This is a genomic window from Rhizobium sp. J15, from assembly GCF_002531825.1.
Lineage (GTDB): Bacteria > Pseudomonadota > Alphaproteobacteria > Rhizobiales > Rhizobiaceae > Rhizobium.
In genome coordinates this window covers 17156-43928 of sequence record NZ_NWSX01000040.1, presented here as the reverse complement: position 1 = coordinate 43928, position 26773 = coordinate 17156, and the positions used below count along the sequence as shown (strand labels likewise).

The following is a 26773-nucleotide window of genomic DNA, read 5'->3' as shown; positions in this document are numbered from 1 at the left end:
AAAAAACTCGGTCCAATTTTAATTAAAAACGGTGAATGAAAACTTACCGGCACAATCTGAAGGCGACGGAAACGAAAAAAGCCGCTCTCGCGGATCCGGGATCGGCGCCGGATGCAACTTTGACTCGGCGCAAGCACGGGATGAGGAATGAATGATACCGCTGCGGCGAAGACGCCGTATTCTTTGAATTATCGGTGGCTCAGCAACAGACGAGGCCGCCCGATCAGGCCGCCAGCCAACGCCGCGCCGTCAGAATCCAGGACAGGCTTCCGAGCCGGGATATTGCCCAATTGGCCGAGACCCCGACAGCGACACCGCCTGCGATCGCCACGATATCGAAGGCCGGTGAGGCAAGCCCATCGAATGCCGGCGTCATCAACAGCTCCGGTACGAAACGATGCAGTAGATAGATCGGAAAAGCGGATGCGGCAATCACCGTGACAAATCGGCTCAAAGCAGCAGGCAGGCGAAGATGCGGCTTGTAGAGCAGGACGAGGAGCGCGGCCAGGATGCTCATATATTTCATCGTCGTGCCGATCCAAAGGGACTCGCCGAAGCCCAGATAACCCAGCATCGCGATCGCCATGCCGGTAACGGCAAGCTTCTTCTCACGAGTGTCGGCAAGGCCGGCGCACCAGCCGAAAACGCAAATATGGAATACCCAATAGAGCGTGAATATCTGCCGCTTGCCCTGACCGACGAGGAGCGGCATCGAAAAGCGCGCAGCGATCGCGAGCCCCAAGAGTGCAAGCGAGAAAGCAAAAAGCCGCTTCGCCGCGAGGCTGCGCGCGAAAGGTATTGCGAAGATCAGCGAAAAGACGAACAGCGTCTGCGCATAGGCCTCGATGAACCAGTAGAGATAGGGGATCATTTCGTGGCGTTCCGGCTCGGCATAGCCGAAATTGCCGGTGAGCGTCAGCGAAGCCCAGGGCATCGTCCGCCAGACGAATGCGTAAGCCGCGACGATCAGAAAATAAGGGATGAGGACGTTTCCCGCCGACCGCAGCGTGTGATGGAACCGGCCAGCGAGAAGATGGTCGGACTGGAAGCGCGCCAGGCTGAAACCGACGAGCAGCATCATGACGCCCGATCCGCCTGGAATGGGCCACAGCATCTGGTGATGGACGACCACCATCATTATGGCGATTGCCCGCAGCATCAGATCGGACGGCACGGACACCGCCTCGCCTCTCGCCGGAGGCCGCGATATTTCCGGGCGAGCGCCGAGCTCCGCAAGCCGCATACGCTCCCAGCCTTCGGGCAGGACGAGGCCGAGCCGGTCGAGCTCCAAGGTTAGTTGCAGGAAGCGAAGGGAATCGCCGCCGAGCGAGACGAAACTGTCATTGCGCCCGACGGGAACCGGGTAGAAAACCGCAGCGAAGGCTTCGATGAGGCTATGCGCCTCGGACTGGCGCCGGGAGCGGGTTTCCAGCATCTCTTCGGCAAGCCTGGCGTAATCGATCTTGCCCGAGCCAAGCCGGGGAAGGTTTTGCCGGACGGACACGGAGATGAGATTGGCCGGAAGCCGGCTGGCTTCGACAAGGACGTGCCTCGCCTTTTCAGCCAGCGCCGCATCCTCGACGTAGATCTGGAGCCTCGCATCGTCGCCCAGCACCGCCGCGGCAATGTCGTGGCGCGCCAGCGCCTGCTCCATGATGTCGAAGCCGATCCTGAGACCGGCGATCTTGGCGAAGCGGGCCTTGCGCCCGACAATGCGGAAAAGACCGCCTTCACAGCGCATGCCGATATCGCCGGTTCTCAGTTCATGGACCTCGGCGCCGCGCGCAAGATCGGCGCGCCGCTCGCCATAGCCCATCATCACATTCGGGCCGCTATAGACGAGCTCCCCGGTAACACCGGCGTCGACAACGCGCCTTCCCTCGTCGTCGACGAGATCGAGGGAGCCGCCTGGAATCGCGATGCCGATGCGCTCCTCATTGTCGGACAGGCATTCCGGCGGAATGAAGGCGATGCGAGCCGTCGCCTCGGTCTGCCCGTACATAACGAAGAACTGGCCTCCGCTTGCATGCATGCGATCGCGGTAGAGGCGGATGAGATCGGGACCAAGCCGCCCGCCCGCAACCGTCATGAAGCGCAGGCCATCGGGCATTGCCGAGCGGAAGCCCGATTTTTCCATGAGTTCGTAGGAATAAGGGACGCCGGAAAAATTGGTGCAGCCGTTCTCACCGATGGACCTCGCGAATGCGCTGTCCATCACCGACATGCCGGGAAGGAAAATGCTGCCTCCGGCGACCAGATGCGAGTGAAGGACAGACAGGCCGTAGGAATAGTGCAGCGGCAGCACAAGCGCGGTACGGTCGCTTGGCGAGAGCTTCAGATAGGCTGCAATCGCCCCCGCATTGGAATCGAGATTGGCATAAGACAGGCGCACCGCCTTTGCCGCGCCCGAAGTGCCTGATGTCATCAGCAGCAATGCAAGGTCGGGATGCAGCGGCGGCCCGACGGTATCCGGCTTAGTTTCCGCAACCAGACGCCACCGCTGATCCACTTGCCGAAAGGTGAAATCCGGCTGGAAGGCGGCTCGAAAATCATCCCACAGCCGCTCGTCGCAGGGCGGCAGCATTGCGACCGCATGCCCGGCCCGCAGCGCGCCGAGATAGGCGACGATCACATGCTCCGAGAGGTCGGCGGCAATTGCCACGAGCCGCTTCCCACCGCCCAGCCGATCGGCAAAACGCTGCATCCGGCTGTCGAGCTCCGCATAGGAAAGCGCATGTCCATCGGCAAACAGAAGTGCCGGCCGCTCTTCTGCGCGAGCGATCACGGACATGAGGTCGACTGCGGTCATAAGGTAAAGCTTGAGAGAGATCGGAGATAGCGAGGCGCCTATAATCCTTGAATGTCAAAGTCAACAAATTATGTCGCCCGCGGAGAGCCGTGAAACAGTCGAGACGAGCAAAATCAGCCCGTCATCCGCAAGAAACGAAAAAGAGCCGTCGGGACGGCTCTTTTCCAGGCATTACGATTTGGAAGCAGATCGTCACGCGGCCCGTGTGTATCTGGCCTCGGCCTGCCGCCCGGCCTCGCGCAGGCGGAAATTTGCGAGCAGCGACTTCAACTGCGTGCTTTCGTCGGCGAGCGTGCGGCTTGCCGCCGTCGTCTCCTCGACCATCGCCGCATTCTGCTGCGTCATCTGGTCCATGTGATTGACGGAGCTGTTGATCTCGTTCAGGCCGGTCGCCTGTTCGCGCGCCGCCGTCGCGATCGAGGCGACGTGATCGTTGACCTGGTTGACCAGCGCCTCGATCTCCAGCAGCGCGTCACCCGTCGAGCGCACCAGCGCGACCCCGCCCTCGACTTCCGTCGCCGAACTGCTGATCAGTGTCTTGATCTCCTTGGCCGCATTGGCGGAACGCTGCGCGAGTTCGCGTACTTCCTGGGCGACCACGGCAAAGCCACGGCCCGCCTCGCCTGCCCGCGCCGCCTCGACGCCGGCGTTCAGCGCCAGAAGATTGGTCTGGAAGGCGATCTCGTCGATGACCGAGATGATCTGGTTGATGCGGCTCGAGGATTCCTCGATCCGGCCCATCGCGGTCACGGCGTTGCGGACGATATCGCCGGAGCGCCCGGCGCTCGCCTTGGTCTCGGCCACCATCTCGCGCGCCTCGTTCGCCCGCTCGGATGCGGTCTTGACCGTCGCTGTGATCTCGTCGAGCGCGGCCGCCGTCTCTTCGAGAGCCGCCGCCTGCTGTTCCGTGCGCTTCGACAGGTTGCCCGTCGCCTCGCTGATATCGGATGCGCTGTCGTTGACGACGCGGCTCGATTCGGCGATCGCATGGATGACGCCGTTCAGCGCATCGACCGCGGCGTTGAAATCGCCCCGCAGCTTCGCGTAATCCTCGCCGATATCGCCGATCGACACCGTCAGGTCGCCGCCTGCGAGCTTCTCCAGGCCGACGCCGAGCGCCTGCATCGCCTGGGTCTGGCGTTCGGAAGCCGAACGCAGGCTCGCCTCGTTGCCGCGGCGCTCTTCCTCGATCTGCCGCTGCCGCTCGTCTTCCCGGCCGCGCAGCGCGCTGCGCTCGTCGACGGAGTCGCGCAGCACCAGCAGCACCTTGGCCATCTGGCCGACTTCGTCGCGGCACTCGCTGCCGGCAATCTCCACCGATGCTTCTTCGGCGGCGATCGCATTCATCGCCGTCTTCAGCCGCGCGATCGGCGCCGTCACGCTGCGCACGATGGCGAAGGCGATCGCGATCGTCGCCAGCGCGCCGATCAGGCAAACCACGGCGGCCCACATCGCATTCTGGCGATAGAGCGCGGCAAGGTCATCGCCATAGACGCCGGTGCCGACGATCCAGCCCCAGGGCTCGAAACCGGCGACGTAGGAATATTTCAGCACCGGCTCATCGGCGCCCGGCTTCGGCCAGTAGTAATCGACGAAGCCCTTGCCGTCCTTTTTCACCTTGTTGACGAACTCGACGAACAGGAACTTGCCGTTCGGATCCTTCATCTGGGAGATGTCCGTGCCGTTCAGCGCCGGCTTGATCGGGTGCATCACCATCTTGGGATGCATGTCGTTGATCCAGAAATAGCCATCGGCGCCGTAGCGCATCGCGCCGATCACGTCCTTGGCGGCCGTCTGCGCCTGCTCGCGGGTCATCGTGCCCGCCTGCTCCATCTTGTAATATTTGTCGAAGATGCCGAGCGCCGTCGCATCGAGCTGCGCCAGCCCCGCCTTCCGCTCCGCTTCCAGCTCGGAGTAGGAATAATTCAGAAAGAAGACCATCGTCGCCGTGAGCACGGCAAGCGTGAAGCCGACGAGGCAGTAAAGGCGGGTGGAAATCTTGACGTTGCGCATGAGGTTCCCGGCGATTCTTATGAGAGATCGGCGCCATACTGCACGACCGGAATTACTGGAGCGTAAAGCTTAATTAGAAATCGATCAAATAACGTAAGGTGAGGTATCGGTTGTAAAATTCAACCAATTGAAATGGCGAGGAATTTAGATTGGCGTCACCTGTTATTCACCGTTGATCGCAGGATGTGCCTACCGGCTTTTCTACCGGCGCCGGGAAAATCGCTGACACGTCTCGCCTTCATGCACTAGGGTGATCTCGGTGAATCGCCGGCCCCATGATCAACACCAGATGGAGAATCCTTGATGACCGATGCCGCCAAGCCGAGAGGCGAACTGACGCTGCGCACGCTCGCCATGCCGGGAGATGCCAATCCTGCCGGCGATATCTTCGGCGGCTGGGTCATGGCGCAGATGGACCTTGCATCCGGCATCCGCGCCGCCGAGCGCGCCAAGGGCCGCGTCGTCACCGCCGCCGTCAAGGAAATGGCCTTCGAACTGCCGGTCAAGATCGGCGATACGCTGTCGGTCTATACCGATGTCGAGCGCGTCGGCCGCACCTCGATCACGCTGATCGTCGAAGCCTGGGCGCATCGCTCGCGCTACGCCAAGATGGAAAAAGTCACCGCCGGCACCTTCATCATGGTGGCGCTCGACGAGGAGGGCAAACCCAAGGCCGTCCCCGCCGAGTGAGACGCTCGAAACCCGAGGGATAAGGCATGGAAACGGTCAGCTCACCGGAGGTCTTCCTTCACATCAAGGTGGTGATGGGCATGGTCATCAGCCTCTCGCTTGCGAGGCTCCTGACCGGCGTCGCCGGCATCGTCCAGCATCCCGCCAAGGCAAAGGTCTATCCCGTCCATCTCGGCTGGGCGCTCTCCCTGTTCCTCTTCATCATCCATATCTGGTGGTGGGAATACCGCCTGCAGGCCGTGCCGGTCATCGGCTTCGGCATCTATCTCTTCCTCATCTGCTTCTGCAGCCTGTTCTTCCTGCTCTGCGCCCTGCTCTTTCCCGTCAGTCTCGACGAATATGGCGGCTACGAGGAGTATTTCATTTCCCGGCGCAAATGGTTCTTCGGCATCCTCGCCCTGATCTATGCTGTCGATATCCTCGACACCGCGATCAAGGGACCGGAGCGCATCCTCTCGCTCGGCTGGGAATATCCCGCCCGCAACATCATCTACATCCTGCTCTGCGCCATCGCCGCCTGGACCCCGAACCGCCGCTTCCACACGATCTTCATCCTCGCCAACCTGGCCTACCAGATAAGCTTCATCTTCCGGCTTTACGATGTATTGGAGTGAGGCCCGATCCCGCGAAGCGGGAGCGATCGATCCTGTGAATCGATCGCAGGGCCGAACGCCCTGAGCCCTAGCGAAGGGCCAGAGTGGTCGGGCGCAGCCCGAGCAATCGATCCAGTGAATCGATTGCAGCAACGAACGCCCTGAGCCCGAGCGAAGGGCCGGGCAGCGGCAAACTCCATCCCCCACTAAACCGTTTCAACATCACTCTCCTGCCCTCAGGCAGCGACCATCTGAAGATCGTAATTGTATATTCCGTTTGGGTCCTGCGGAGAAAGAAAAGATTTAGCGGCAGACATAGCCTCTTCTGGCGTCTTGGCGTTGATGAAGTTGAGGTGCCAATGCGTTGAAAGATGGTGGTGGTTGGCAACTCTAAAACTTACCCGTACGACCATGTCGACCTCCAAGATATCTGCACTGAAAAGACGTGGGGTTCGAGTGGGGGCTGATCAAGTCCTCAGATACTCATAACGCCTGCATACGGGGTACCAAGCTATCGACATTTTCGCGGTACTCGGTAATCTCGCCGCAAAGTGGGAGATGGTCTAATGCGGGTATCGAAGGTTGTCTGTTGTTGCGCATGTCTTGCGGCCTGCACGCCTTCGACCAATGGTGAATGGCACCGCGCCTCATCAACCGAGCAATCACAGCTCGAGCGCGCGAAGGCAATTTGCAATGGTCGAGCTTCTCAGACACAGGTGTCGGCCGGCCGTTTATGGATCGCTGGGGCGGTTGCGTCGGATAACGTCTTCAAGGCGTGCATGGCCGAGTTGGGCTATGTGCAGTAGCGGTCGCCCAGCCCTCACCGACCCAACCGACCCGGCTTTGCGAAACCAATCACTCAAACCTTCAAAAACTGCGACCCCTTGTCAAACCCCAGCCCCGGAAAGATCTTCCCCGTCAGATCATCCACCCCGACATCGAACTGCCGGTAGAGCATCGCCGCAGCCAGCTCCCGCACATCGGCCGTCGGCATCAAATCGCGGTCGTCAAGCAGTTGGCCGTCGCCGAGGCCCGGCCACTTGCCGAGGATGCGGCCGCCGTTGATCGCGCCGCCTGAAAGCAGCGCGCAGCCGCCGGTGCCGTGGTCGGTGCCGGCGGAGCCGTTCTGGCGGACGGTGCGGCCGAATTCGGTCATGGCGAGCACAACGGTCTTTGCCCATATCTCCGGCCCGAGCGTCGTCTTCAGCGTGTTGATCGCCTGCGCCAGATCCTGCGCCGGCCGCTTGAACTGGCCGGCCTGACCGATATGCGTGTCCCAGCCCGATATCGAGAAGCTGGCGATGCGGTAGTCGCCCTTCAGCATGTTGGCCGCGAGCGCCGCCACATCGGCAACCCTAGCGCCGCGCTGGCCGTCCGGCTCGATCATCATCGAAGCGGTGTCGGCCCGCGTCGCCTCGGCAAGTGCCGCGGCAAAGGGCGGATCACCGGCATAGAGCCGCGCCAGGAACTGCATCTCGTCGCGCGCCGGCGCCAGATTGGAATCCGACGCCCAGACGTCGACTTCGTTCGGCCCGGAAAGGATCAGCTCCGTCGAAGTATTGACGTCGATCGCCTTGCGCGCATCCGAGCGCGGGATGACGGCAAGGGCCCGGTTCAGCCAGCCGGTCTTTTCCTCGGCGACATGCTCGCCGCCGGATTCCAGCATGTCCTGCCCGTCGAAATGGCTGCGCTGGTCGCGATAGGGCGTCGACACCGCATGTACGAAGGCGAGTTCCTTGTTCTTCCACAGCGGCATCAGATCGGCGGCGGCGGGATTGAGCCCGAAATGCCCGTCGAGATCGAGCAGCCCGGTCTCGGGCGTCAGCGCCAGCGTCGGCCGGAGCGCGGCAAAGCCGGCATCGCCATAGGGCTGCACCAGATCCAGCCCGTCCATCGCGCCGCGCAGCACGATGGTGACGAAGCGCTTGTCGCCAGGCATGGCCGCGAAGGTGACCGGCGTGAAGATCGGCGCGGCGGCAAGACAGCAGGCCGAGGTCAGAAAGCCGCGGCGGGAAAGCGAGATCCTGTTCATCGACAGCGTCATGGGCGAGGCCTCCTGAGCAGGTTCCGGAAAAGTGTCCAGCGGTTTTCCGGTCAGAACCTGCGACAAAACAAATGAGCTAGGCAGACGAAGCGTTGACTTGCCAACGAACGTCTGCTTAGCGGCGGTTGAATTCGGGCGATGCCAGCACCAGCGTCAGGCCGCTGATCTTGTTCGGCGCCTGCGACACCACGCGGATCGTCTCGTCGCGGGCCGCATCGGCAAGCGTCGATTTCAGGAATTCGCGCGGGTCTTCGTCGCGGCCGAACTGTGCCGCGGCCCGTCTTGCCCAGGCCAGCCGCTCGGCGAGCTGGCTGCCGGTGATCCAGGCGGAAAAGCCCTCTTCGAAACCGGCCGGGCTCGGCGGCAGCCAGGTCGGCTGGCCCATGCGCTTCAGCGCCCCCTGCCCCAGCGCCCGCGCCGTCCGGAAGGCCTTGAGCCGCTTGTCCCTCGCTTCGCCGGCCGGATCCGTCGTCACCGGCGCTCCCGCCATGCCGGGCGTATTCGCCGCCATGTCGCCCTCATCGGTGCCCTGCTGGTTGGCCGCCAGGAAGCTACCGACGACGCCGTTGACCGGCCCGGCATTCAGCGCCCTGAGACCGGCGACGACATAGTCGAAGGGCTGGCGGGCCTTGGCGCCTTCGTTCTGCCAGGCGGCGGGATGGTCGAGCATGGCGGTGTAGACGGCAGTGAGATCGCCATCCGTCTTCTTCCAGGCCGCGGCCATGTCGGAGACCATGCCCTCGTCGGGCTGGTCGGAGACGAAATGCACCGCGAGCTTGCGGCTGATATGCGCCGCCGTCTTCGGATGGACGGCGAGATCGTCGAGCATGTCGAGATAATCCTCGCGCGAGCGCCTGCGCCCGCCATAGCTGACGCCGAGCACCTCATGCGTTCCGGGCTCCGATATATTCGGCCGGAAGGCGATGTCCATCTCCTTGCGGTCGATGGTGAGCCCCGTCAGCACCATGGCGGCGGCCGTCACATCCGCCTGGGTATAGCCGCTGCCGGCGCCAAGCGTGTGCAGTTCCAAGAGTTCGCGGCCGAGATTTTCGTTCAGCCCCTTGTTGCGCTTCATGCCGCCGGCCGAATCCGGCCCGAGCGAATCCGCCTGGTCGAGATAGATCAGCATGGCGGGATGGGCCGTGGCATTGCGCAGCAGGTCGCCGAACCTGCCTGCAATAAACGGCCGGATCGCCTCGGCCTCGTAGAGCGGCACGATGAGGCGCATCGGCAGGCTCTTGTTGGCGCTGGTGGAAAAATGATCGGTCCAAAAGGTCGAAAGCCGCTCGTAAAAGCCGTAGGGCGACAGCACCGCCTGCATCAGCCTCAGGTTCACATCGTGCTGGAACTGCTGCTGCGCCTGCCGCTGCACACCCTTGCGCATCTCGCGCCGCGCCGGATCGTCGGTCACGGTCTTGGCGTCCTCGCGGATCTGCTTCAGCTGCTCCTGCAGGCTGAGGATCGCCCGGTGGCGCATGTCGGGGCCGCCGAGCGGAAAGTCCGGCGTCGCCGCCACGCCCTTGCCGACCTGCCCGATCAGCTCATCCTTGTTCTGTGGCGGCGCCTCGCCCGGCCGGAACCCATATCCGAACCGGATCGCCGCCATCGTCGGGAAAGAGAGGCTCATGGCCGGTCAACTCCTGATCACGTGGTAGTGACAGGCTGACAGCCGAATGCGACGCCAATCTGTAGGAAATGTGGCGTTATCAAGACATGGACGATTTGTAATCTGTTGAAAAAGCTGAGATTTACGCCCGGAAAATGAAGGATGCGCCGATTGCGATCAGAGCGAAGCCAATGGCATGGTTCCACGTCAGGTCCTCGCCGAGCCAGAAGATCGAGAAGCCGGCGAAGACGAGCAGCGTGATCACCTCCTGCATCGTCTTCAGTTGCGCCGTCGTGTAGACCGCCGAGCCGATACGATTGGCCGGCACCGCCAGGCAATATTCGAAGAAGGCAATGCCCCAGCTGACGATGATGGCCAGGAAAATGGCCGTGCCCTTGTGCTTGAGGTGCCCATACCAGGCAAAGGTCATGAAGATGTTGGAGGCAAACAGCATGACGACGGGCCAGATGGCGGCGGGAGAAAATGACATGGAGCAACTCGGCTGTGGAGGAAACGGTCGATCCGGCGAGATGCCGGCGCGCCTTCCTAACACGCCGCCGCTCGACGGCAAGCCCCAGAGCGCGGACCGATCGTCTCAGGTGTGGCAGGCTGGCGCCTATTCGCGGTAGCCGCCGCCGGAGGCGAAGGGCATACCTGAGAGTACCGTATTGAGCAGCGAATAGGAGGCCGCGCCCTTGGCGCAGCCTCCATCGAAAAGAAGTCAGGCGCTGTGCATCGCGCCCTGCGGCGCTTCGCCCTCCTCCGAGCCGAAGCGCACATCCTTCTTCTCGTAACCAAAGCCGGCGAGCAGGGCGACGACGAGCGCCACGACAGCCGCGACGATCAGCAGCGCATAGGCGTAATCGCCATCCCAACGGGCGGCGAGGCCCGCCTGCAGCGTCGCGTTGCCGGAGGCGAGCAGGTTGCCTAGCTGGTAGGCGAAGCCCGGGAAGGTGCCGCGCACCTCGTCCGGCGACAGCTCGTTCAGATGCACCGGCACGATGCCCCAGGCGCCCTGCACGAAGAACTGCATCAGGAAGGCGCCGATGGCGAGCAGCACCGGCCCCGGCGCATAGGCCCAGAGCGGCGCGACCGGCACGGCGATCAGCGCGGCGGTGACGATCGCCCGCTTGCGGCCGATCCGCTGCGACAGCGCCCCGAAGAACAGGCCGCCGCAGATCGCGCCGATATTGTAGACGATGGCGATGGCGCCGACCGTATGGGTCGAATAGTTCCGCTGGGTCTCGAGGAAGGTCGGGTAGATATCCTGCGTGCCGTGGCTGAAGAAGTTGAACGCCGTCATCAGGAGCACCGCCCAGATGAACAGCGGAATATTCTCCCGCAGCACCGCCAGGAACGGCCGGCGCCCCGCCGCCTGCCGTTTGAGGAAGGCCGGGCTCTCCTCGACATTGCGCCTGATGTAGAGCACCAGCAGCGCCGGCACCGCGCCGACGAAGAACATGCCGCGCCAGCCGATGACGGGAAAGAGCAGGAAGAACACGATCGAGGCGAGGAGATAGCCCGAGGGATAGCCGGCCTGCAGGATGCCCGAGACGATGCCGCGGCTCTCCTCCGGCACCGTCTCCATGACGAGCGAAGCGCCGACGCCCCATTCGCCGCCCATGGCGATGCCGTAGAGCGCCCGGAGCACCAGGAACATGGTGAGCCCGGTGGAGAAGCCGGTCAGGAATTCGAACAGCGAATAGAGCAGCACATCGGCCATCAGCGTGATGCGCCGCCCGTAGCGGTCGGCCGCCAGCCCGAAGATCAGCGCGCCGAGCGCCCGCATGGCGAGCGTCAGGAAGATCGCCACCGAGACGGCGGGAACATCGGTATGGAATTCCTCGGCGATGTATTTGAGAACGAAGACGAGAATGAAGAAATCGAAAGCATCGAGCGTCCAGCCGAGATAGCTGGCGATGACGGTGTTGCGCTGCTGCGGCGTCAGCCGGCGCAGGCTTTCCAAAGCGGACATATGAATTCCTCCGTCCGAAAGCGGCGGCGAGGCGGTCAATTCCGGATGCCGTCGGAAGGGGTGCCCGAACCAGGCGGGTTGCGGCTGTCAGGGGCTGCGGTTGCGGAAAAGCGCATTCGCAACCGGAGACAGCGGAAACAACGGCAGCGATGCTGGCAGAGTTCCATCACGTTTGTCGTGATCGGCTGGCTAATTGGAGGCAGCGCCTCGCAGTGCCTGTCCTTTGGCAGCAACGCCCGCGGGTCCGCCCAACTTCCCTTCCCTCAACGCGCCCAAGTCCTTGGGCGCAGAAGACTTTTCAACTGTCGGATTGAGTCATTCACCGCGCGGACGCGCGGTGGCTGGATTCCTGTGACGAGCACAGGAATGAGGGAGCGTAGCGTGTATTGCCGCCAAAGATTTGCCGTCGAGCAAGATGAAGCACAACTGTGCCCACGCTCCTCAATCACCGGCCACCAGGCCTAAATATCTCAAGCCACCCTACCCCGGCACGCCCAAGCCACGGACGCAAACGACCGTGGCCCATCCGGCTCTCCTGCCTCGTAAGCCGCCCTCATTGCCGCATCCAACGCCTCCCGCTTGCCAGGCTCCAGCCCGACGACATACCTGCCGAGCGGCCCCTCGCCTGCAGCGATCGGCTGCCAATAATCGTCGAAGGAAAGGTAATCCATCCGGATCAGCAGCGACGTCTCCTCGACCTCGGCCAATCCCTGCGCGATGAAGCAAGCCTTCATCTCTCCCGGCCGCATCATCGGCTGGAAACAGTATTTGCGGCGCAGCGGCAGCGCGTCTTCGTCGAGCATGACGGCCGTGTCCCACATCATCCTCATGTTGGACATGCCGCCGTAATGATCCCAGACGGCGGCGGCCACCACCCCGCCCGGGCGCACGACACGCGCCATTTCGGCCACCGCCTTGGCGGCCTCCGGCACGAAATGCAGCACCAGCAGCGACATCGCCCTATCGAAACGATTATCCTCGAAGGGCAGCGCGCAGGCGTCGCCCTGCTGGATCGTGATCCGCGGATCGGTGTTCGCCCGCTTCGCCGCCTCGACGAAAACAGGCGAATAATCGATGGCCGCTATCTCCCTGAGATCCCGCCTTTGCGCGAGCGTGAACGTCAGGCTGCCGGTGCCGCAGCCGACATCGAGCACCCGATCCCCATCCGCAAGCCCGGCGAAATCGATCAGCATCGGCGCCAGCCGCTTGCTCCAGCGCCCCATCAGCCGCTCATAACCATCGGCACTTTCGACATGGAAACTCGACGGCATGGAAACCTCCCTCTTCAGGAACGATGGTCATCGCCACAGAGCCGAGCGATCCGTCGCCGTGCGCAAGGGTTCGGGCTCTCCGTCGTCCTCGGTTCCGGCCGGGGACGGCGGAGAGTGTATCAGGCGGATGCCTTGCCGAGAACGCTCCAGTCGAAGCCGCGCGCCCAATCGGCATAGCTGTGCCAGCCGACATCGGGGAAATCCCGGCGCAGGGCAGCGATGTCGACGTCGTAACCGGTGTGGTCGAACCATTCGAACATCAGCGCCGCGTCCTCGCTCTGCTGCCGCATCGCGGCGATCGGCAGTTCCTGGTAGCGTATCGGCCGATCGAGCGCCTCGGACAGGAGCTTCGCCTGCTGCTCGCCGGACAATTCGTCGCCGGCAATATCGAAACGCTTGCCGAACACCTGTTCGCGCCGCTCGGCCAGTGCTGCGACGAAAGCGCCGATGTCCTTGATGGTAATCTGTTGCAGCAGGCGGGTTGGCGGCAGGGCCGCGGCATAGACGCCTTGGCGCAGCCCGTCGATCGCCCAGGGGGCCACCGTGTTTTCCATGAAGGCGACGGGCGCGCTGATCGTATAGGGAATGCCGAGGCCTGCAATATGCTTTTCGACGAGGTACTTGCTGTCGAAATGCGGAATGCCGGTCTTCTTGTCGGCATCGGCGACCGAGGAATAGATCAGGTGGCCGATGCCCGCGGCCTTCACCGCATCGGCAACGGTGATACCCTGGCGTGTTTCGGCCTCCGTTCCGGACTCGTAGCTGTCGCCCATCAGGAACATCGTATCGACGCCTTCAGCCGCCCTCTCCACGGATGCGCCATCGTTGAGATCGCCAGCAACGACCTCGACCCCAGCCGAGGCCAGCCGTTTTGCGCCCTCGCTATCCGGCTTGCGCGAGATCGCCTTGACCTGGTGTCCCCGCGCGATCAGGGCGCGAACGACCGCGCCGCCCTGCTGACCGGTGGCGCCCGTGACCAGAACTCTTCTCATGTCGCTCATCTGTCTGCTCCTTGTTTGTGACCGATGGAGCAAAGTTAGGGCCTGTCGCATTGAACCATAATAGCCTATAGTTGAGAAACATCGTGCCATTTTAGGATACAATGCTCGACCTCAACGATATCGTGATCTTCGCCCGCGTCATTGAAGCCGGCAGCTTCACCGCCGCGGCGCGCCTGCTCGGCATGCCGAAGACAACGGTCAGCCGGCGCATTGCCGCTCTCGAGCGCGAACTCGGGGTGCGACTGCTGCAGCGCACGACCCGCAGCCTCAGCCCGACGGATGCCGGCCGCCTCTATTACGAGGAAAGCAGCCAGGCGCTCCGCACGATCGAAGGCGCCAACCTGCGTCTTGCCGAAGCAAGGACGGAGCCCGCCGGCACGATCCGCATATCGGCGCCGGTCGGCTTCGGTGGCCACTTCCTGCAGGATGCGATCTTCGATCTTCTGGCGACCTACCCGAAGTCGAGGGTCGAGTTGCGGCTGACCGACGACAGGCTGAATCTCGTCGAAAACGGCATAGACCTCGCCTTCCGCACCGGCATTCTGGAGGATTCGACGCTGATCGCCCGCAAGCTCGGCTCTACCCATCGCTTGCTCTGTGCGAGCCCCGACTATCTCGCCCGCTGCGGCGCGCCCGATCGCCCAGCAGATCTCGTCCGCCACGACTGCGTTGTCGCCGGCCAATCCACCCATGCGCAATGGCTGCTTGAAGGCCCGCACGGACAGGAAACGGTCTCGGTCTCGGGGCGCTTCGCCGCCAATGAAATGCAGGCGGTCATGGCCGCAGCGATCGCCGGTTATGGCATCGCCCGACTGCCCCATGGCGTCGCCAATGCCTTCATCAGGGATGGGCGGCTATGCCGCGTTCTCGACGGTTACACGACCCCGGTGGGCGGCCTGCACGTCGTCTATCCGAGCAGCCGGCACCTGCCGCCTCTGGTCAAGATCTTTATCGACCTCGCGGCCAGACGGTTGAACGCGGGAGCCGATGGCAGCGACGACTTCGCCATCATATAGCGGTATATGCCTTGACACGCTGTACGAACTTATCGAGTGCGGCGATTGCAGTACAGGAGACGCACACGCTCACTGCCACAGAAAATCCGGCCCCGTAGTCTGCATCGTCAACTTCAGCGTCCCGTCCGGCTGGACGACGTAGGTCTCGAACACGCGGTAGCCGAAATCGCCGAGGAAGGTGTTCTTCACCACCGTTCCCGGCCGATAGGGCGAATGGACGACCTTGCCGCCATAGGTGAGGCTGCCCGGAAGGGGCTCGGGCTCACCGGCGCTGGCGCAGCCGGCGAGGATGAAGAGAATGGCGATGAGCGCGTGCTTCATCTGGACGAGCGTCCTCCGGAAGGCGCCAGCGGCCCGCTGCCGCCAATCCCCTTTTATCATAAAATCGCGGCAACATCAGAAAACGGCGTTGCGGCCTTCGAAATCCCGGCGAAGGGCCTGCGCCCGCGACAGCGCGCCGGCGATCCTCTCGTCGGTGAAAGGCTTGGGGATCACGTCGAGCGCGCCTTCGATGCCGTTTCCGACGCTCTCCGGACTGCCGGTCACGAAGATGACGTCGACGCCGTAGCGGTCGATCAGCCGGCGGGCGAGCTGGGCGCCGCTCAGCCCGTCGGAAAGGCTGAGATCGACGAGCGCGACCTCGCTCTTCGGAGCATAGGCCAGCGCCTGCTCGATCGTCGAAACCGGCCCGACGGTCTGGTGTCCGGCATCCTGCGCGATGCGCTCGAGCTCCATGGCGATGAAGTTCTCGTCCTCAACGATCATGACTTTCATGGATAATCCTCCTCCCATGAGCAAGCGGGCCGGCGGGCGCACCGGCGGCAATCGGTAAACGCAACTTCCTCTCGAATGTTTCCGCTCCGAAAGGAATACGTGTCGAAAATGCTAACTGAATTCCTTGCGCCGCCGGTCGCCGTTGCGCCGAACCTTGCTCGGAACCGAATAGGAAGAATGGCAGCGGCCGCCCGCGCCCATGGAAATCAAATGGCTCGGCGACGGGTGCGGCTGCGTGAAGGGCGGCATCGGCTTCTCCTGTAAGCCGACCTCAAACGAAGCGGACGCGCCAAAATTCCTGCCGCATCCGGCCCGGTACGATAGCGAACGGTGGTCTTCATTTTTGGAATAGCCGATCGGCCTGCCGATCACGGATCCCTGTCGAGGAACCAGCGGATGGCGGCGTCGTTCCGGCACCGCGAGAGCGGCAATTGCCGCACGGAATGAATACGGGTGATCCCACCCTCGCCGTCCGTGTCGACGTCCATGCAGGCGCAGCCATAACCATGCGTGGCATGGGTGTAGACATATTCGCCGGTCGTCAGATCCGGGATCTTGTCCATTCCCTCGGCCTTGTAGCCGCTGCCATTCTCCATGATGGTCCAGCCGCCGCCGGCATCCATGAGCGACCAGTTGGCCGTCGAGGGATTGTCCAGCCAGCCGCAGCGCCGTTCGGCATGCGCCGCGGCGGGCGCGAGAAGCATCATCAAAACAAGCGCATGCAATCTGGTCATCGGCCCCTCCGCGTCGCCGGCCACTATGCATGGTCAGCGGCCGGCAAGGCAACAGAGCTTATTCCAGATGCTTCCATCTGGAATAAGCTCCAACCGGCGTCCAGTCCGGCTACGCGGCCAACAACGTAGGCCTACGATTTCGCCTTTGCGCTTTCCTCCCGGAACGCCGCCTCGCCGGCATCGGAGACTTCGACCCATTTCTTGTCGGGCTCGGCGTCGGCGGTGTAGGCATCGTGCCAGTTCCACCATTTGTAGGTCGGCGTCTGCGGATAGCCCTCGGGCGAATCCTCCCACACTTCCTGGCGGCCGAGCGGCGTGATGTCGAGATAGTTCCAGGTGCCGCCCATCTGTTCGTCGCCGCGATTGTTGACGAAATAGGTGCGGAAGATGCGCTCGCCGTCGCGGTAGAAGACATTGGTGCCGTGCCATTCGCCGACCCCGAAGTCCCAGTCGAAGTCGTCGGTGACGGTCACCCACGGCATCGTCCAGCCCATGCGTTGCTTCAGGCTGGCGATATCGGCCTGCGGCGCGCGCGAGGCGAAGACTAGGGTCGTGTCGCGGGCGTTGAGATGGGCGACATGGGCCACCTGATCGGCCACCATCGAGTAGCCGCGGCAGGCATGCTCGGGCCAGCCGTAGACGCCGGGCTCGTAGAAGGCGCGGTAGACGATCAGCTGGTGACGGCCCTCGAACAGGTCGAGCAGGCTCATCCTGCCCTGCGGCCCTTCGAAGACATAGTTCTTCTGCACCGCCATCCACGGCATGCGCCGCCGCTCGGCGGCAAGCGCGTCGCGGGCGTGGCTATGCGCCTTTTCGTTGACCAGAAGCTGCTTATGGGCCGCTTCCCAGGCCTCCTGCGAAACGACGGGCGGCGTCTTCATCGCCTGCCCGCTTGCTCCATTCTCCGTTGCTGCAGTCATCGCTTCGATCTCCTCTTTGGGGCGAATCCCCGCCTCCATCGTCGAAAGTCGGTTCATCGCGCATGGGTCGAAGATAGTTTCGCATCTGATATCGTACAGTGGGAGTAACAAGTGTGACCGTCAGAGGACTTCGGCCATTGTCAACTTCAACAATCAGCACGGTTGCCAAAAACCCGGGACTGGCGGAAGCTTCTCTCCGGCGCAGGCAACGGATTGTTCGACATGACGACAGCCACCACTTCCACCATGCCCAGCCACGGCAGCGCCAGGATCTGCCGCGGCTGCTGGGACCAGATGCATATGCCGATCCCGATCGGCGGGCCGCTGGCGCTGCCCTTCCGCGCCTTCGGCATCACCCGCAGCAAAATGAACCCGGATATCTGCACGATCTGCGAGCGCTCCTTCCAATATGTGAAGAAGCAGCGCCAGATCACCGTCGGCGCCACCATTCTCTTTGCCGACATCAGGGGCTTCACCGATCTTTCCGAGCGCATCGAGGCGGTGCGCTTGAGCGAGATCGTCAGCCAGTTTCAGGATCGCTGCGCCCAGGCGATCTGGGCGCATGACGGCATCGTCAACAAGCAGATGGGCGATGGGCTGATGGCAATCTTCAATTTCCCGATCGTCAGGAAAGATCATGCCGCCGCCGCCATCATGGCCGCCCGGGAGATCCAGCGCAATTGCGCCGCGGCGCTGAGTGGCATGGCGCCGGATGCCCTGACCGGCCGTCCCTTGGGCGTCGGCGTCGGCATCCATACCGGCGAGGTCCAGATCGGCGAATTCTCCAGCTTCCGCAGCGATTTCACCGCCATCGGCGGCGTCGTCAACCAGGCCGCGAGGCTGGAATCCCAGGCCGCCGCCGGCGAGATCCTCGTCTCCGCCGAAACGGCGGCCGAGGCCGCCGCACTCGTTGCCGGAGCGCAAGAGCGCACGCTGACGCTCAAGGGCATCGAGCAGCCGGTGCAGGCGCGCGTGCTCGTCAAGCACTGAGCGATTGCGCCTGTGCGCCATCATGCCGCCCTCAAAGGCGCGGCGGAATTTATCGCGCTCCGATTGCTGACGAATCGCCTTGCAATCGACTAATCTCAAAAAAGCGTTCATTGAACCATTTAAGGCTGGGGGTATTTCATGGGCAGTTTTTCTCTGTGGCACTGGCTGATCGTCTTGATCGTCCTCGCCGTGCCGTTGATCTTCATCTTCAGGAAACCGCCGGAGGGGCCGAACCGCTTCGGCGGCCCGGCTGAGCCGATGGGTTTCGGCCAGGCGATCGGCAGCTATTTCAAGAACTATGTGAATTTCCGCGACAGAGCGAGCCGGTCGGAATTCTGGTTTTCAACGCTCTTCGTAGCGCTCATCGGCATTGCGTTGTACTTCGTCGATAGCACCGAGATCTTCAGGACGATCTGGTCGCTGGCGACGTTTCTCCCGTCGATCGCCATGGCGGCCCGGCGCTTTCACGACATCAACCGAAGCGGATGGCACCAGCTTCTCGGAATGCTCTTTCCCATCGGAACGATTGCCGTCCTCGTATGGTATTGCAAAGCGCCCACAGCGGATCAGTCCAGGGCGTCCGTTTTCTGAGGAATGAGCATGGGGATAGTTCTGGCGGTTTGAGCAGGCACCGGTGCCGCTGAAGCACCGGGCGGCCGCGCCGCCAGGCCAGGCCCTCCATTTGCACGCATGGCGCGATTGAGGCAGGATGCCGGCATCGAACAGCAAGCCGGAGAAACCCTCATGCTGATAGGCGCATGTCACTGCGGCAAGACGGGCTGGACGCTGAAGGGCGATCCCGGCTCGATCACCGCATGCAACTGCACGCTCTGCCGGCGCTACGGCACGCTCTGGGCCTATGATTATGAAGGAGAGCGCATCGCGCTGAGCGGCGAAACCGCCTCCTACACCCGCTCCGGCCGTGACACGTCCTCGCTCGAAATCCTGTTCTGCCCGACCTGCGCCTGCGTGCTCAGCTGGCGCGGTCTGCGCCTGCAAAAGGACGGCCGCCGCCGCATGGCCGTCAACATCCGCCTCGCACCGCCGGACCTTGTCGCCGACCTGCCGATCGACCATTTCGACGGGCTGGAGAGCTTCGACGACCTGCCTGCCGACGGGCGGTGTGTGAGGGATATGTGGTTCTAACAACGTCTGACAGGTCGCCGGTGACCGGCAGATTGCTCAGTACGCCATGTTCCGCAGTTCCGGAAAATCATAATAACGCAGCCGCTTATCGTGGCAGCGATAGTCGTTCTTTCTCAAGTATAGTATCATGTTATGCTGCAAGCCGAGGCCGATATAGGACCAGTTCGGATAGGCGCGTTCCGTCGTGCGCGTGCAATAAGCATATATCTGCTTTTCCGGATTCAGCAGAACCACGCTCGAAATCTCGGCCTTCTGGAAGTTCCCCGCTTTAATGGTTCCCCTGAGAGCATCGACATACTCGCGTCGAACGGCGTTGGAAGGCGGCCGCTGGGAATCCGCGACGGATTGCGGCACAGGTGTCTGGCAGCCAGCGAGTGCCAACAGGGCAGCGCAGGCAAGGAATTTGCTTTTCATTCGGTTGGATCTTTCGCTTTGAAAATCGATGGACCGAGCTTCCGGATGGCGCCACTCCCACGAGGCCGGAGGCATGTCGCGCCGCTCGCCAAAGCAGGAACGGCGACGCGGCCTCAGCCCGCGCTCCCGCGTCAGGTCTTCATGCCGGTCAGCTCATTAAACGGGTAGTAACGCAGCCGCTTGTCTTTGCAGCGCTGGTCATTCGCCGTCGCACCGAGTATTTTGCCATCCGTGAAGGAGACGCCGAGATAAGCCCAGTCTCCCCAGCTGCGCTTGGGCACTACCCGCACGCAATAAGCATAGATCTTCTTCTCGGGCTCGATCAGCACCACGCTCGAAATGCGGGCCCAGACGACTTCTCCCGCTTCGTGCCGGTAACTTCTCTTGAAGACGATGTTGATGAAGTTCTGCCGGACGTCATTCGAGGGAGGCCGCTGCGAATCCGCTACGGATTGAGACACGGGAGCATTACAGCCGGCCAGCATCAGCATGGCAGCGCAAGCAAGGAGTTTTATTCTCATTCAGATGGATCTCCAAGAATCGCAGCGTGATAACGCTGCGCATTCCTACAAACATAGCGCGAACAATATTTGCAATACACGAAAATAAACATTGTCGATGCCGCGCGTGTCACCGCGTGACACCTCGATACGGACTATGTCCGTCCCTCTATACCTGGGGGTTTGAAACCGAACTCGCGGTCCCATTCTCATCATCGGCGATCGGCACGCCGGCCTCCAGCGCCGCGAGGATGAAGGCCTGCCGCACCGTCTCCGCCGGCATCCGCCCGGCAAGCCAGGCACGGCAGAAATCGATCGCCCGCTGCTGATGAACCCCGCCATTGATCGGCCAGTCGGACACCAGTGCATACAGCGCATCCTGCGGTGAGCGGAGAACCAGCCGTTCGCCGGTATCGAGGTTGATGGAGATCGGTTTCTTCCAGAAGGCGGAATGGTCGCTAATGGCAGTCGCACCTGCAGCTGAATGGACTGCAAAAGTAACTGCGGAAAGCCGATCACGGTTCCACTGCGGCTCCGGTGGCAGCACCCAAGAGAGCCTCATTCTCAGGCACGGAAGCCGAAGGCTGGAGCCTCGAAGGACGAGGTGGGGGTGCCGGGTCGCCTTCTGTCCTTGTCGACAAGCGTCGCTTGCCCTTCGCTTGCGCTCCGTGCACTCGCGGCTTGCCACTCGCCCCCTCATCTGCCTGCCGGCATCTTCTCCCCGCTGGGGAGAAGCGGAATCGTGGCAACGCCTCGCGTCCTTGAGACCCTTACGGCGGGAATGGCGACAGCGCGTCTTGGTCTCTCTTCTCCCCGCCGGGGAGAAGATGCCCGTCAGGGCAGATGAGGGGGTGAGCGGCAAAGCCGCGAATGCACAGAGCGCAAGCGAAGGGCAACCATAACCGGCTGCCACCTGCGCCTCACACGACCACATCCCTGCCGCACGACAAGCTCAGCCTCTAACGGCATCAACTATTCACCACCCCGAACGATTCATTCGTTTCCCTTTTGTACTCTTTGCCTCTTCCCTTTCCCGATGACTCTCTCCATATTCGCGCCATGGCCAGATCTCCGAAAAAATCTCCGACCTCGAATGGTTTCGAGGAAGCCCCGCAATCGTCCTTTGAAGGCGCGCCGCTTTCCGGCTCCGTTGCCGACTGGGTGAAGCAGCTGGAGGCCGATGCGGAAGCATCCGGCGTCGAGAGCCAGCGCGACATCGCCTCCAAGGCCGGCAAGCACCGCAAGGCGGTGGAGAATGCGGCGCGCAAGCATTCCGAAGCCGTCAGCGTCAACAAGAAGGCCACCGTCGGCAAGACCGCGCGCGGCGTGTCCATCGGCGGCTCCAGCGACCCCAAGACCCGAGCCGCCGCCGGTCTCAACCCGGTCGCCGGCCTCGACATCTCGCTCGAGGATGCCGACAAGCTCGCGCCCGGCGGCGTCACCGCCACTGTCGAGGCGCTGTCGAAGCTGATCGAGAGCGGCAATCCGCTGCACAAGAACGGCAAGATCTGGACGCCGCACCGCCCTGCCCGTCCGGACAAATCCGAAGGCGGCATCACCATCCGCATGGACTCCGAATACAAGCCCGCCGGCGACCAGCCGACAGCCATCCGCGATCTCGTCGAGGGGCTGGAGAATGGCGACCGCAGCCAGGTGCTGCTCGGCGTCACCGGCTCGGGCAAGACCTTCACCATGGCCAAGGTGATCGAGGAAACGCAGCGCCCGGCCGTCATCCTGGCGCCGAACAAGACGCTGGCCGCCCAGCTCTATTCCGAATTCAAGAACTTCTTCCCCGACAATGCGGTGGAATACTTCGTTTCCTACTACGATTATTACCAGCCGGAAGCCTATGTGCCGCGCTCCGACACCTATATCGAGAAGGAAAGCTCGATCAACGAGCAGATCGACCGCATGCGCCACTCGGCGACGCGCTCGCTGCTCGAACGCGACGACTGCATCATCGTCGCCTCGGTCTCCTGCATTTATGGTATCGGCTCGGTCGAAACCTATACGGCCATGACCTTCCAGATGTCGGTCGGCGACCGGCTGGACCAGCGCCAGCTGCTGGCCGATCTCGTCGCCCAGCAATATAAGCGCCGCGACATGGATTTCACGCGCGGTTCCTTCCGCGTGCGCGGTGACACCATCGAAATCTTCCCCGCCCACTTGGAAGACGCGGCCTGGCGCATAAGCATGTTCGGCGACGAGATCGACGCCATCACCGAGTTCGACCCGCTGACCGGCCAGAAGACCGGCGACCTGAAATCGGTGAAGATCTACGCCAATTCGCACTATGTCACCCCGCGCCCGACGCTGAACGGCGCCATCAAGGCGATCAAGGAAGAGCTGCGGCTGCGCCTCGCCGAGCTCGAAAAGGCCGGCCGCCTGCTGGAGGCCCAGCGCCTGGAGCAGCGCACCCGCTACGATATCGAGATGCTGGAAGCGACCGGCTCCTGCCAGGGCATCGAGAACTATTCGCGCTATCTCACCGGCCGCAACCCCGGCGATCCGCCGCCGACGCTGTTCGAATACATCCCCGACAACGCCATCGTCTTCATCGACGAAAGCCATGTCACCGTGCCGCAGATCGGCGGCATGTATCGCGGCGACTTCCGCCGCAAGGCGACGCTGGCCGAATACGGCTTCCGCCTGCCCTCCTGCATGGACAACCGGCCGCTGCGCTTCGAGGAATGGGACGCCATGCGCCCGGACACCATCGCCGTTTCGGCCACCCCCGGCGGCTGGGAGATGGACCAGTCCGGCGGCGTTTTCGCCGAACAGGTCATCCGCCCCACGGGCCTGATCGACCCGCCGGTCGAGGTCCGCTCCGCCCGCACCCAGGTCGACGACGTGCTCGGCGAGATCCGCGAGACCGCCGCCAAGGGCTACCGCACCCTCTGCACCGTGCTGACCAAGCGCATGGCCGAAGACCTCACGGAATATCTGCATGAGCAGGGCGTGCGCGTGCGCTACATGCACTCCGACATCGACACGCTGGAGCGTATCGAAATCATCCGCGACCTGCGCCTCGGCGCCTTCGACGTGCTCGTCGGCATCAACCTCCTGCGCGAAGGCCTCGACATTCCCGAATGCGGCTTCGTCGCCATCCTCGACGCCGACAAGGAAGGCTTCCTGCGCTCCGAGACCTCGCTGATCCAGACGATCGGCCGCGCCGCGCGTAACGTCGACGGCAAGGTCATCCTCTATGCCGACCAGGTGACCGGCTCCATGCAGCGCGCCATGGACGAGACCGCGCGCCGCCGCGAAAAGCAGATGGCCTACAACCTCGAAAACGGCATCACCCCGGAATCGGTCAAGGCCAAGATCTCCGACATCCTCGACAGCGTCTACGAACGCGACCACGTCCGCGCCGATATCTCGGGCGTCTCGGGCAAGGGCTTCGCCGATGGCGGCAACCTCGTCGGCAACAACCTGCAGGCCCATCTCAACGCGCTCGAAAAAAACATGCGCGACGCCGCCGCCGACCTCGACTTCGAAAAAGCCGCCCGCCTGCGCGACGAAATCAAACGCCTCAAGGCCGCCGAACTGGCCGTCATGGACGATCCGATGGCGCGCGAAGAATCGAAGGCGATGGAAGGCGGCCGAAAGAAGACGGGTGCCGCAACCTCGACAGGCTCCCTCCCCCCTGTGGGGAGGGTTGGGGAGGGGAAAGCCGCGGATGCCGCCCCCTCCTACTTCGCCAAGCCGACCCTCGACGAAATGGGCCACGACCCCACCACCCCCGCCGGCAAGAGCCTCTTCCGCAAGAACGACCTCGACGAGATGACGGTCGGCCGCACCGAAAAACCGGTGATCGGCCAGGTGCCGGAAAAGCCGGACGCCTCAAAGGGCACGAAGCGCTTCTCGCCGCTGCTGGAGGGCCAACCGGACCGCGACGACGACGTGCGGCCGGTTGTGCGCGGGCGGGTTGGCGCCGGGAGCTATGAGGAGCCGAGCGAGCAGAAGCGCAAGGGCAGGACAAAGGGTAAGACTGGGCGGCCGGGGCGATAGATACTTTATTTAATACAGCCGCATTATTTTGTTAGAAACTTACGCTTCATTACGATGACGTGTTTTCTCTGGTCCCGACGCGAGATTTTGGTATGCAAAAGAACAATACCTCATGGGTTACGGTGATTTCTATTTTTTTGGGAACAGCCGTTGGTACGCTGGTGTTCTTGAGCAGCGCCGCCCTGCTGGTTGGCAATCCCATTTCCAAATCGTTAGCATCCATACATGGAATTCTAGTAAAGGATCGACTTAGCGAACTCAGCACCGAAGAGACGGCGACAGTTTACAAATTACTCCGAAATGGAGGCTTAATAGATGCGAACTCATTTTTGTCATCCATAAATGGATTTTACTCAACTACTGTTCAAATACTTGTCTCAACATTTTTCGTTTTCGGCGTAATTTCATTTTTTTTAATAAAACAGCATTCCACAAATCAAGTCGAATCAGCCGTGGATGAGCTTACTGCGAAGCGTTTTGACATCTATTTGAAGTCGATACTTTTCCATGAATTAGTACGGAAAGAGGTTTCTCTCGCCAGCGAAATTGAAGCCGAAGCGATCCAGGAAAGGCTGGAGAGTATTGGCGATATCGCAGCACGACTTGAAGAGGTAGAGTCTCGATTGGCAGCCGCAAGTGACCAGGAAGAACAATAATGGCAATTTTGAAAAAGTCCGTTACGGCTCCGCGCCCCCCCGAAACATACAATACATCAACGGCCGCACGCGATGCACTTCGTCTAGCAGAGGGTCGGAATTTACGGATGCAGCCCTTGGATGTTGAGGGACTCGCCACTTCTATTGGCCTTAAGATATCTCTAGAAAGCCTGCCTAATGAAATATCTGGCTATCTCAAAAAGAAGGACGGATACTGGATGCTTGGCGTCAATGCGCTGCATCACCCGAATAGACGTCGATTTACTATAGCCCATGAGCTTGGACACTACTTCTTACATCGTCATCTAGGGAATTTTGAAGACAAGGCGATATTTAGGCGCGATCAGCAGGCAAATCCGCGAGAGTATGAGGCCAATGAATTTGCCGCCCGCTTATTGATGCCAGAAGATCGGTTTCTCATGGTGAAGCAAGAATATGGCGACAACGTCAGCGCTATTGCACGCGAATTTGGTGTTTCCGAATTGGCAACCCAATTTAGGATTGATAACGTAACTCGTCACCTTGAGATTGATTGATGAGTCGGAAATACGTTCCAGTCCTAAAAACTACCGATTCCGAGTTGCGCGCTCTTAAATTTCTTACGAGCGAGATTAAGTCTCATATTTTACCAGCATTTGAGTTGACGCGTTCGCGAAAAACAAAGGGTCTCCCAGACGGTTCCGCGACTAGGAGAATGGAGCAGGTTATAGAGGTTTATGGAAGAAACAATTTTATATTGGATCTTTCAACAGAGAGCGATTTGATCAACGAAGAAATTATTTCTTTTTTTGATCAAGATGATGGTTACAGAAACTGGATAAACTTCCTTTCCGGCTATGCAGAATATCCGATAATACCCTGCGCGCTATATGAAGAAGACGGGACAAAGGCTGATTTTTGCGCTCAAGTTAGTAGCCTTGTATCAAGCTTTGGAAAGATCTGCATACGTGGCGGCGCAACAGATGCGATATTGATAAGACAACTAATGATTTGGGCGCTAGAAGCAACATCCCCAGACAATATAATTGTTGGCGGATCGATATATTTTATTCCTCGGGGCATGTTGCCAAACTACGAGGCGATAGCTTCACAGTTTATCCAAGACACTGTCGGAAATTACGCGCCACATACGCTTTTTGTTTCTTCATCAGCGTACCCTAAGTACGTCGTGGACACTGGGTATGGTACAGATTCCGCCGGAGCATTTGACGCAACTGAATTTGCCCTTACCGATAACCTTGTCCGAAGATTTCCTAATTTGAATATCGCTCACTCTGATTACGCATCAGTGCATCCTATTAGATATGCCACTAATGCGCGGGGATGGGTGCCAAGAGTAGATGCCATTACAGATCGCTATAGCTTCAGACGATATCGTGAAGCAGATGGAGGCTATGCTAGGGCGGCGCGTGAAATTTATTCTGCCAGCGGCACAAGCTTAGTGGAATGCTGGGGCACCGATCAGATAAGAAATGCAGCACTTAATGGTCGCTTAGGCGGACGCAGCCCAAGCTTTTGGATTTCAGTTCGTATAAACCAATGGATTTCTCGGGCGGTGAGCCGATAGATTAGATTTGAAAAATATTGAGATACTCGCCCAAACGAAGCGA

27 protein-coding genes are annotated in these 26773 nt (G+C 61.4%); 10 read left to right on the top strand and 17 right to left on the bottom strand.

Annotation, left to right across the window (positions count from 1 at the left end):
* Window positions 1-223: 223 nt before the first annotated feature.
* On the bottom strand, window positions 224-2791 hold the full coding sequence (locus tag CO670_RS25515; protein ID WP_245425993.1) for an AMP-binding protein: 2568 nt from the start codon (window positions 2789-2791) through the stop codon (window positions 224-226).
* Between the two features lie 210 nt (window positions 2792-3001).
* The gene (locus tag CO670_RS25510) at window positions 3002-4822 is read right to left on the bottom strand and encodes a methyl-accepting chemotaxis protein (RefSeq protein ID WP_097592810.1); all 1821 of its coding nucleotides are present in this window, start codon (window positions 4820-4822) and stop codon (window positions 3002-3004) included.
* 303 nt (window positions 4823-5125) lie between these two features.
* Between CO670_RS25510 and CO670_RS25505 the strand changes: the two genes are divergently transcribed.
* The gene (locus CO670_RS25505) at window positions 5126-5512 is read left to right on the top strand and encodes an acyl-CoA thioesterase (RefSeq protein WP_097592809.1); all 387 of its coding nucleotides are present in this window, start codon (window positions 5126-5128) and stop codon (window positions 5510-5512) included.
* 26 nt (window positions 5513-5538) lie between these two features.
* On the top strand, window positions 5539-6126 hold the full coding sequence (locus CO670_RS25500; protein ID WP_097592808.1) for a hypothetical protein: 588 nt from the start codon (window positions 5539-5541) through the stop codon (window positions 6124-6126).
* 215 nt (window positions 6127-6341) lie between these two features.
* Here CO670_RS25500 and CO670_RS33090 read toward each other — a convergent pair whose 3' ends face one another.
* The 7 genes from CO670_RS33090 to CO670_RS25465 all read right to left on the bottom strand — a co-directional run bounded on the left by CO670_RS33090 (window position 6342) and on the right by CO670_RS25465 (window position 14002).
* Complete coding sequence (locus CO670_RS33090) at window positions 6342-6518, bottom strand: hypothetical protein (RefSeq protein ID WP_176539022.1); 177 nt, start codon at window positions 6516-6518, stop codon at window positions 6342-6344.
* 446 nt (window positions 6519-6964) lie between these two features.
* Window positions 6965-8149 (bottom strand): DUF1501 domain-containing protein, encoded by a 1185-nt coding sequence (locus CO670_RS25490; RefSeq protein WP_097592806.1) that lies wholly within the window; start codon window positions 8147-8149, stop codon window positions 6965-6967.
* Between the two features lie 115 nt (window positions 8150-8264).
* Window positions 8265-9776 carry a DUF1800 domain-containing protein gene (locus CO670_RS25485; RefSeq protein ID WP_097592805.1) on the bottom strand — a complete coding sequence of 504 codons (1512 nt, stop codon included), beginning with the start codon at window positions 9774-9776 and terminating at the stop codon, window positions 8265-8267.
* Window positions 9777-9897: 121 nt separating this feature from the next.
* Window positions 9898-10245, bottom strand: coding sequence for a DMT family protein (locus tag CO670_RS25480; protein WP_097592804.1), 348 nt, complete (start codon window positions 10243-10245; stop codon window positions 9898-9900).
* 231 nt (window positions 10246-10476) lie between these two features.
* The gene (locus CO670_RS25475; protein ID WP_097592803.1) at window positions 10477-11730 is read right to left on the bottom strand and encodes an MFS transporter; all 1254 of its coding nucleotides are present in this window, start codon (window positions 11728-11730) and stop codon (window positions 10477-10479) included.
* 470 nt (window positions 11731-12200) lie between these two features.
* Window positions 12201-13001: a class I SAM-dependent methyltransferase gene (locus CO670_RS25470; protein WP_097592802.1), complete on the bottom strand. Its 801-nt coding sequence runs from the start codon at window positions 12999-13001 to the stop codon at window positions 12201-12203.
* A 119-nt stretch (window positions 13002-13120) separates the two neighbouring features.
* Window positions 13121-14002: an NmrA/HSCARG family protein gene (locus CO670_RS25465; protein ID WP_097592801.1), complete on the bottom strand. Its 882-nt coding sequence runs from the start codon at window positions 14000-14002 to the stop codon at window positions 13121-13123.
* A gap of 101 nt (window positions 14003-14103) precedes the next feature.
* Between CO670_RS25465 and CO670_RS25460 the strand changes: the two genes are divergently transcribed.
* On the top strand, window positions 14104-15018 hold the full coding sequence (locus CO670_RS25460; protein WP_097592800.1) for a LysR family transcriptional regulator: 915 nt from the start codon (window positions 14104-14106) through the stop codon (window positions 15016-15018).
* A 69-nt stretch (window positions 15019-15087) separates the two neighbouring features.
* Here CO670_RS25460 and CO670_RS25455 read toward each other — a convergent pair whose 3' ends face one another.
* From CO670_RS25455 to CO670_RS25440, 5 genes are all read right to left on the bottom strand, one after another.
* A complete protein-coding gene (locus CO670_RS25455) occupies window positions 15088-15339 on the bottom strand; it encodes a hypothetical protein (RefSeq protein ID WP_097592799.1) in 252 nt (83 codons plus the stop codon).
* 75 nt (window positions 15340-15414) lie between these two features.
* Entirely contained in the window at window positions 15415-15792 is a 378-nt protein-coding gene (locus CO670_RS25450; protein ID WP_097592798.1) for a response regulator, read from the bottom strand.
* A gap of 111 nt (window positions 15793-15903) precedes the next feature.
* Window positions 15904-16041 (bottom strand): hypothetical protein, encoded by a 138-nt coding sequence (locus tag CO670_RS33085; protein WP_176539021.1) that lies wholly within the window; start codon window positions 16039-16041, stop codon window positions 15904-15906.
* Between the two features lie 119 nt (window positions 16042-16160).
* Window positions 16161-16526, bottom strand: coding sequence for a DUF4087 domain-containing protein (locus CO670_RS25445; RefSeq protein ID WP_097592797.1), 366 nt, complete (start codon window positions 16524-16526; stop codon window positions 16161-16163).
* A gap of 131 nt (window positions 16527-16657) precedes the next feature.
* Window positions 16658-17446 (bottom strand): DUF899 domain-containing protein, encoded by a 789-nt coding sequence (locus CO670_RS25440; RefSeq protein ID WP_097592823.1) that lies wholly within the window; start codon window positions 17444-17446, stop codon window positions 16658-16660.
* Window positions 17447-17668: 222 nt separating this feature from the next.
* Here CO670_RS25440 and CO670_RS25435 point away from each other — a divergent pair, with 222 nt between their 5' ends.
* The 3 genes from CO670_RS25435 (at window position 17669) to CO670_RS25425 (ending at window position 19582) form a co-directional block, all read left to right on the top strand.
* On the top strand, window positions 17669-18436 hold the full coding sequence (locus tag CO670_RS25435; RefSeq protein WP_097592822.1) for an adenylate/guanylate cyclase domain-containing protein: 768 nt from the start codon (window positions 17669-17671) through the stop codon (window positions 18434-18436).
* Between the two features lie 138 nt (window positions 18437-18574).
* Window positions 18575-19027, top strand: coding sequence for a DUF805 domain-containing protein (locus CO670_RS25430; protein WP_097592796.1), 453 nt, complete (start codon window positions 18575-18577; stop codon window positions 19025-19027).
* Window positions 19028-19180: 153 nt separating this feature from the next.
* Window positions 19181-19582 (top strand): GFA family protein, encoded by a 402-nt coding sequence (locus tag CO670_RS25425; RefSeq protein WP_097592795.1) that lies wholly within the window; start codon window positions 19181-19183, stop codon window positions 19580-19582.
* A gap of 36 nt (window positions 19583-19618) precedes the next feature.
* On the opposite strand, the gene CO670_RS25420 is transcribed toward CO670_RS25425, so the two are convergent.
* From CO670_RS25420 to CO670_RS25410, 3 genes are all read right to left on the bottom strand, one after another.
* A complete protein-coding gene (locus CO670_RS25420) occupies window positions 19619-19996 on the bottom strand; it encodes a hypothetical protein (RefSeq protein WP_097592794.1) in 378 nt (125 codons plus the stop codon).
* A gap of 131 nt (window positions 19997-20127) precedes the next feature.
* Entirely contained in the window at window positions 20128-20517 is a 390-nt protein-coding gene (locus tag CO670_RS25415; RefSeq protein WP_088673590.1) for a hypothetical protein, read from the bottom strand.
* Between the two features lie 148 nt (window positions 20518-20665).
* Window positions 20666-21043 (bottom strand): DUF982 domain-containing protein, encoded by a 378-nt coding sequence (locus tag CO670_RS25410; protein ID WP_245425989.1) that lies wholly within the window; start codon window positions 21041-21043, stop codon window positions 20666-20668.
* Between the two features lie 512 nt (window positions 21044-21555).
* On the opposite strand from CO670_RS25410, the gene uvrB reads away from it, so the two are divergent.
* The 4 genes from uvrB to CO670_RS25390 all read left to right on the top strand — a co-directional run bounded on the left by uvrB (window position 21556) and on the right by CO670_RS25390 (window position 26730).
* Window positions 21556-24507, top strand: a complete 2952-nt coding sequence (gene uvrB / locus CO670_RS25405) for an excinuclease ABC subunit UvrB (protein ID WP_097592792.1) — start codon at window positions 21556-21558, stop codon at window positions 24505-24507.
* Window positions 24508-24599: 92 nt separating this feature from the next.
* Window positions 24600-25163, top strand: a complete 564-nt coding sequence (locus CO670_RS25400; RefSeq protein WP_097592791.1) for a hypothetical protein — start codon at window positions 24600-24602, stop codon at window positions 25161-25163.
* Complete coding sequence (locus CO670_RS25395) at window positions 25163-25699, top strand: ImmA/IrrE family metallo-endopeptidase (protein WP_097592790.1); 537 nt, start codon at window positions 25163-25165, stop codon at window positions 25697-25699. The genes CO670_RS25400 and CO670_RS25395 overlap by 1 nt, the downstream gene beginning before the upstream one ends.
* Window positions 25699-26730: a hypothetical protein gene (locus tag CO670_RS25390; protein ID WP_097592789.1), complete on the top strand. Its 1032-nt coding sequence runs from the start codon at window positions 25699-25701 to the stop codon at window positions 26728-26730. Before CO670_RS25395 ends, CO670_RS25390 begins: the two co-directional genes overlap by 1 nt.
* The last annotated feature ends 43 nt before the right edge of the window (window positions 26731-26773 follow it).

Coding starts and splice junctions, on each gene's coding strand:
- CO670_RS25515 (WP_245425993.1), bottom strand. CDS start 2,791: ATGTCCGTGATCGCTCGCGCAGAAGAGCGGCCGGCACTTCTGTTTGCC.
- CO670_RS25510 (WP_097592810.1), bottom strand. CDS start 4,822: ATGCGCAACGTCAAGATTTCCACCCGCCTTTACTGCCTCGTCGGCTTC.
- CO670_RS25505 (WP_097592809.1), top strand. CDS start 5,126: ATGACCGATGCCGCCAAGCCGAGAGGCGAACTGACGCTGCGCACGCTC.
- CO670_RS25500 (WP_097592808.1), top strand. CDS start 5,539: ATGGAAACGGTCAGCTCACCGGAGGTCTTCCTTCACATCAAGGTGGTG.
- CO670_RS33090 (WP_176539022.1), bottom strand. CDS start 6,518: ATGGTCGTACGGGTAAGTTTTAGAGTTGCCAACCACCACCATCTTTCA.
- CO670_RS25490 (WP_097592806.1), bottom strand. CDS start 8,149: ATGACGCTGTCGATGAACAGGATCTCGCTTTCCCGCCGCGGCTTTCTG.
- CO670_RS25485 (WP_097592805.1), bottom strand. CDS start 9,776: ATGAGCCTCTCTTTCCCGACGATGGCGGCGATCCGGTTCGGATATGGG.
- CO670_RS25480 (WP_097592804.1), bottom strand. CDS start 10,245: ATGTCATTTTCTCCCGCCGCCATCTGGCCCGTCGTCATGCTGTTTGCC.
- CO670_RS25475 (WP_097592803.1), bottom strand. CDS start 11,730: ATGTCCGCTTTGGAAAGCCTGCGCCGGCTGACGCCGCAGCAGCGCAAC.
- CO670_RS25470 (WP_097592802.1), bottom strand. CDS start 13,001: ATGCCGTCGAGTTTCCATGTCGAAAGTGCCGATGGTTATGAGCGGCTG.
- CO670_RS25465 (WP_097592801.1), bottom strand. CDS start 14,002: ATGAGCGACATGAGAAGAGTTCTGGTCACGGGCGCCACCGGTCAGCAG.
- CO670_RS25460 (WP_097592800.1), top strand. CDS start 14,104: ATGCTCGACCTCAACGATATCGTGATCTTCGCCCGCGTCATTGAAGCC.
- CO670_RS25455 (WP_097592799.1), bottom strand. CDS start 15,339: ATGAAGCACGCGCTCATCGCCATTCTCTTCATCCTCGCCGGCTGCGCC.
- CO670_RS25450 (WP_097592798.1), bottom strand. CDS start 15,792: ATGAAAGTCATGATCGTTGAGGACGAGAACTTCATCGCCATGGAGCTC.
- CO670_RS33085 (WP_176539021.1), bottom strand. CDS start 16,041: ATGCCGCCCTTCACGCAGCCGCACCCGTCGCCGAGCCATTTGATTTCC.
- CO670_RS25445 (WP_097592797.1), bottom strand. CDS start 16,526: ATGACCAGATTGCATGCGCTTGTTTTGATGATGCTTCTCGCGCCCGCC.
- CO670_RS25440 (WP_097592823.1), bottom strand. CDS start 17,446: ATGACTGCAGCAACGGAGAATGGAGCAAGCGGGCAGGCGATGAAGACG.
- CO670_RS25435 (WP_097592822.1), top strand. CDS start 17,669: ATGACGACAGCCACCACTTCCACCATGCCCAGCCACGGCAGCGCCAGG.
- CO670_RS25430 (WP_097592796.1), top strand. CDS start 18,575: ATGGGCAGTTTTTCTCTGTGGCACTGGCTGATCGTCTTGATCGTCCTC.
- CO670_RS25425 (WP_097592795.1), top strand. CDS start 19,181: ATGCTGATAGGCGCATGTCACTGCGGCAAGACGGGCTGGACGCTGAAG.
- CO670_RS25420 (WP_097592794.1), bottom strand. CDS start 19,996: ATGAAAAGCAAATTCCTTGCCTGCGCTGCCCTGTTGGCACTCGCTGGC.
- CO670_RS25415 (WP_088673590.1), bottom strand. CDS start 20,517: ATGAGAATAAAACTCCTTGCTTGCGCTGCCATGCTGATGCTGGCCGGC.
- uvrB (WP_097592792.1), top strand. CDS start 21,556: ATGGCCAGATCTCCGAAAAAATCTCCGACCTCGAATGGTTTCGAGGAA.
- CO670_RS25400 (WP_097592791.1), top strand. CDS start 24,600: ATGCAAAAGAACAATACCTCATGGGTTACGGTGATTTCTATTTTTTTG.
- CO670_RS25395 (WP_097592790.1), top strand. CDS start 25,163: ATGGCAATTTTGAAAAAGTCCGTTACGGCTCCGCGCCCCCCCGAAACA.
- CO670_RS25390 (WP_097592789.1), top strand. CDS start 25,699: ATGAGTCGGAAATACGTTCCAGTCCTAAAAACTACCGATTCCGAGTTG.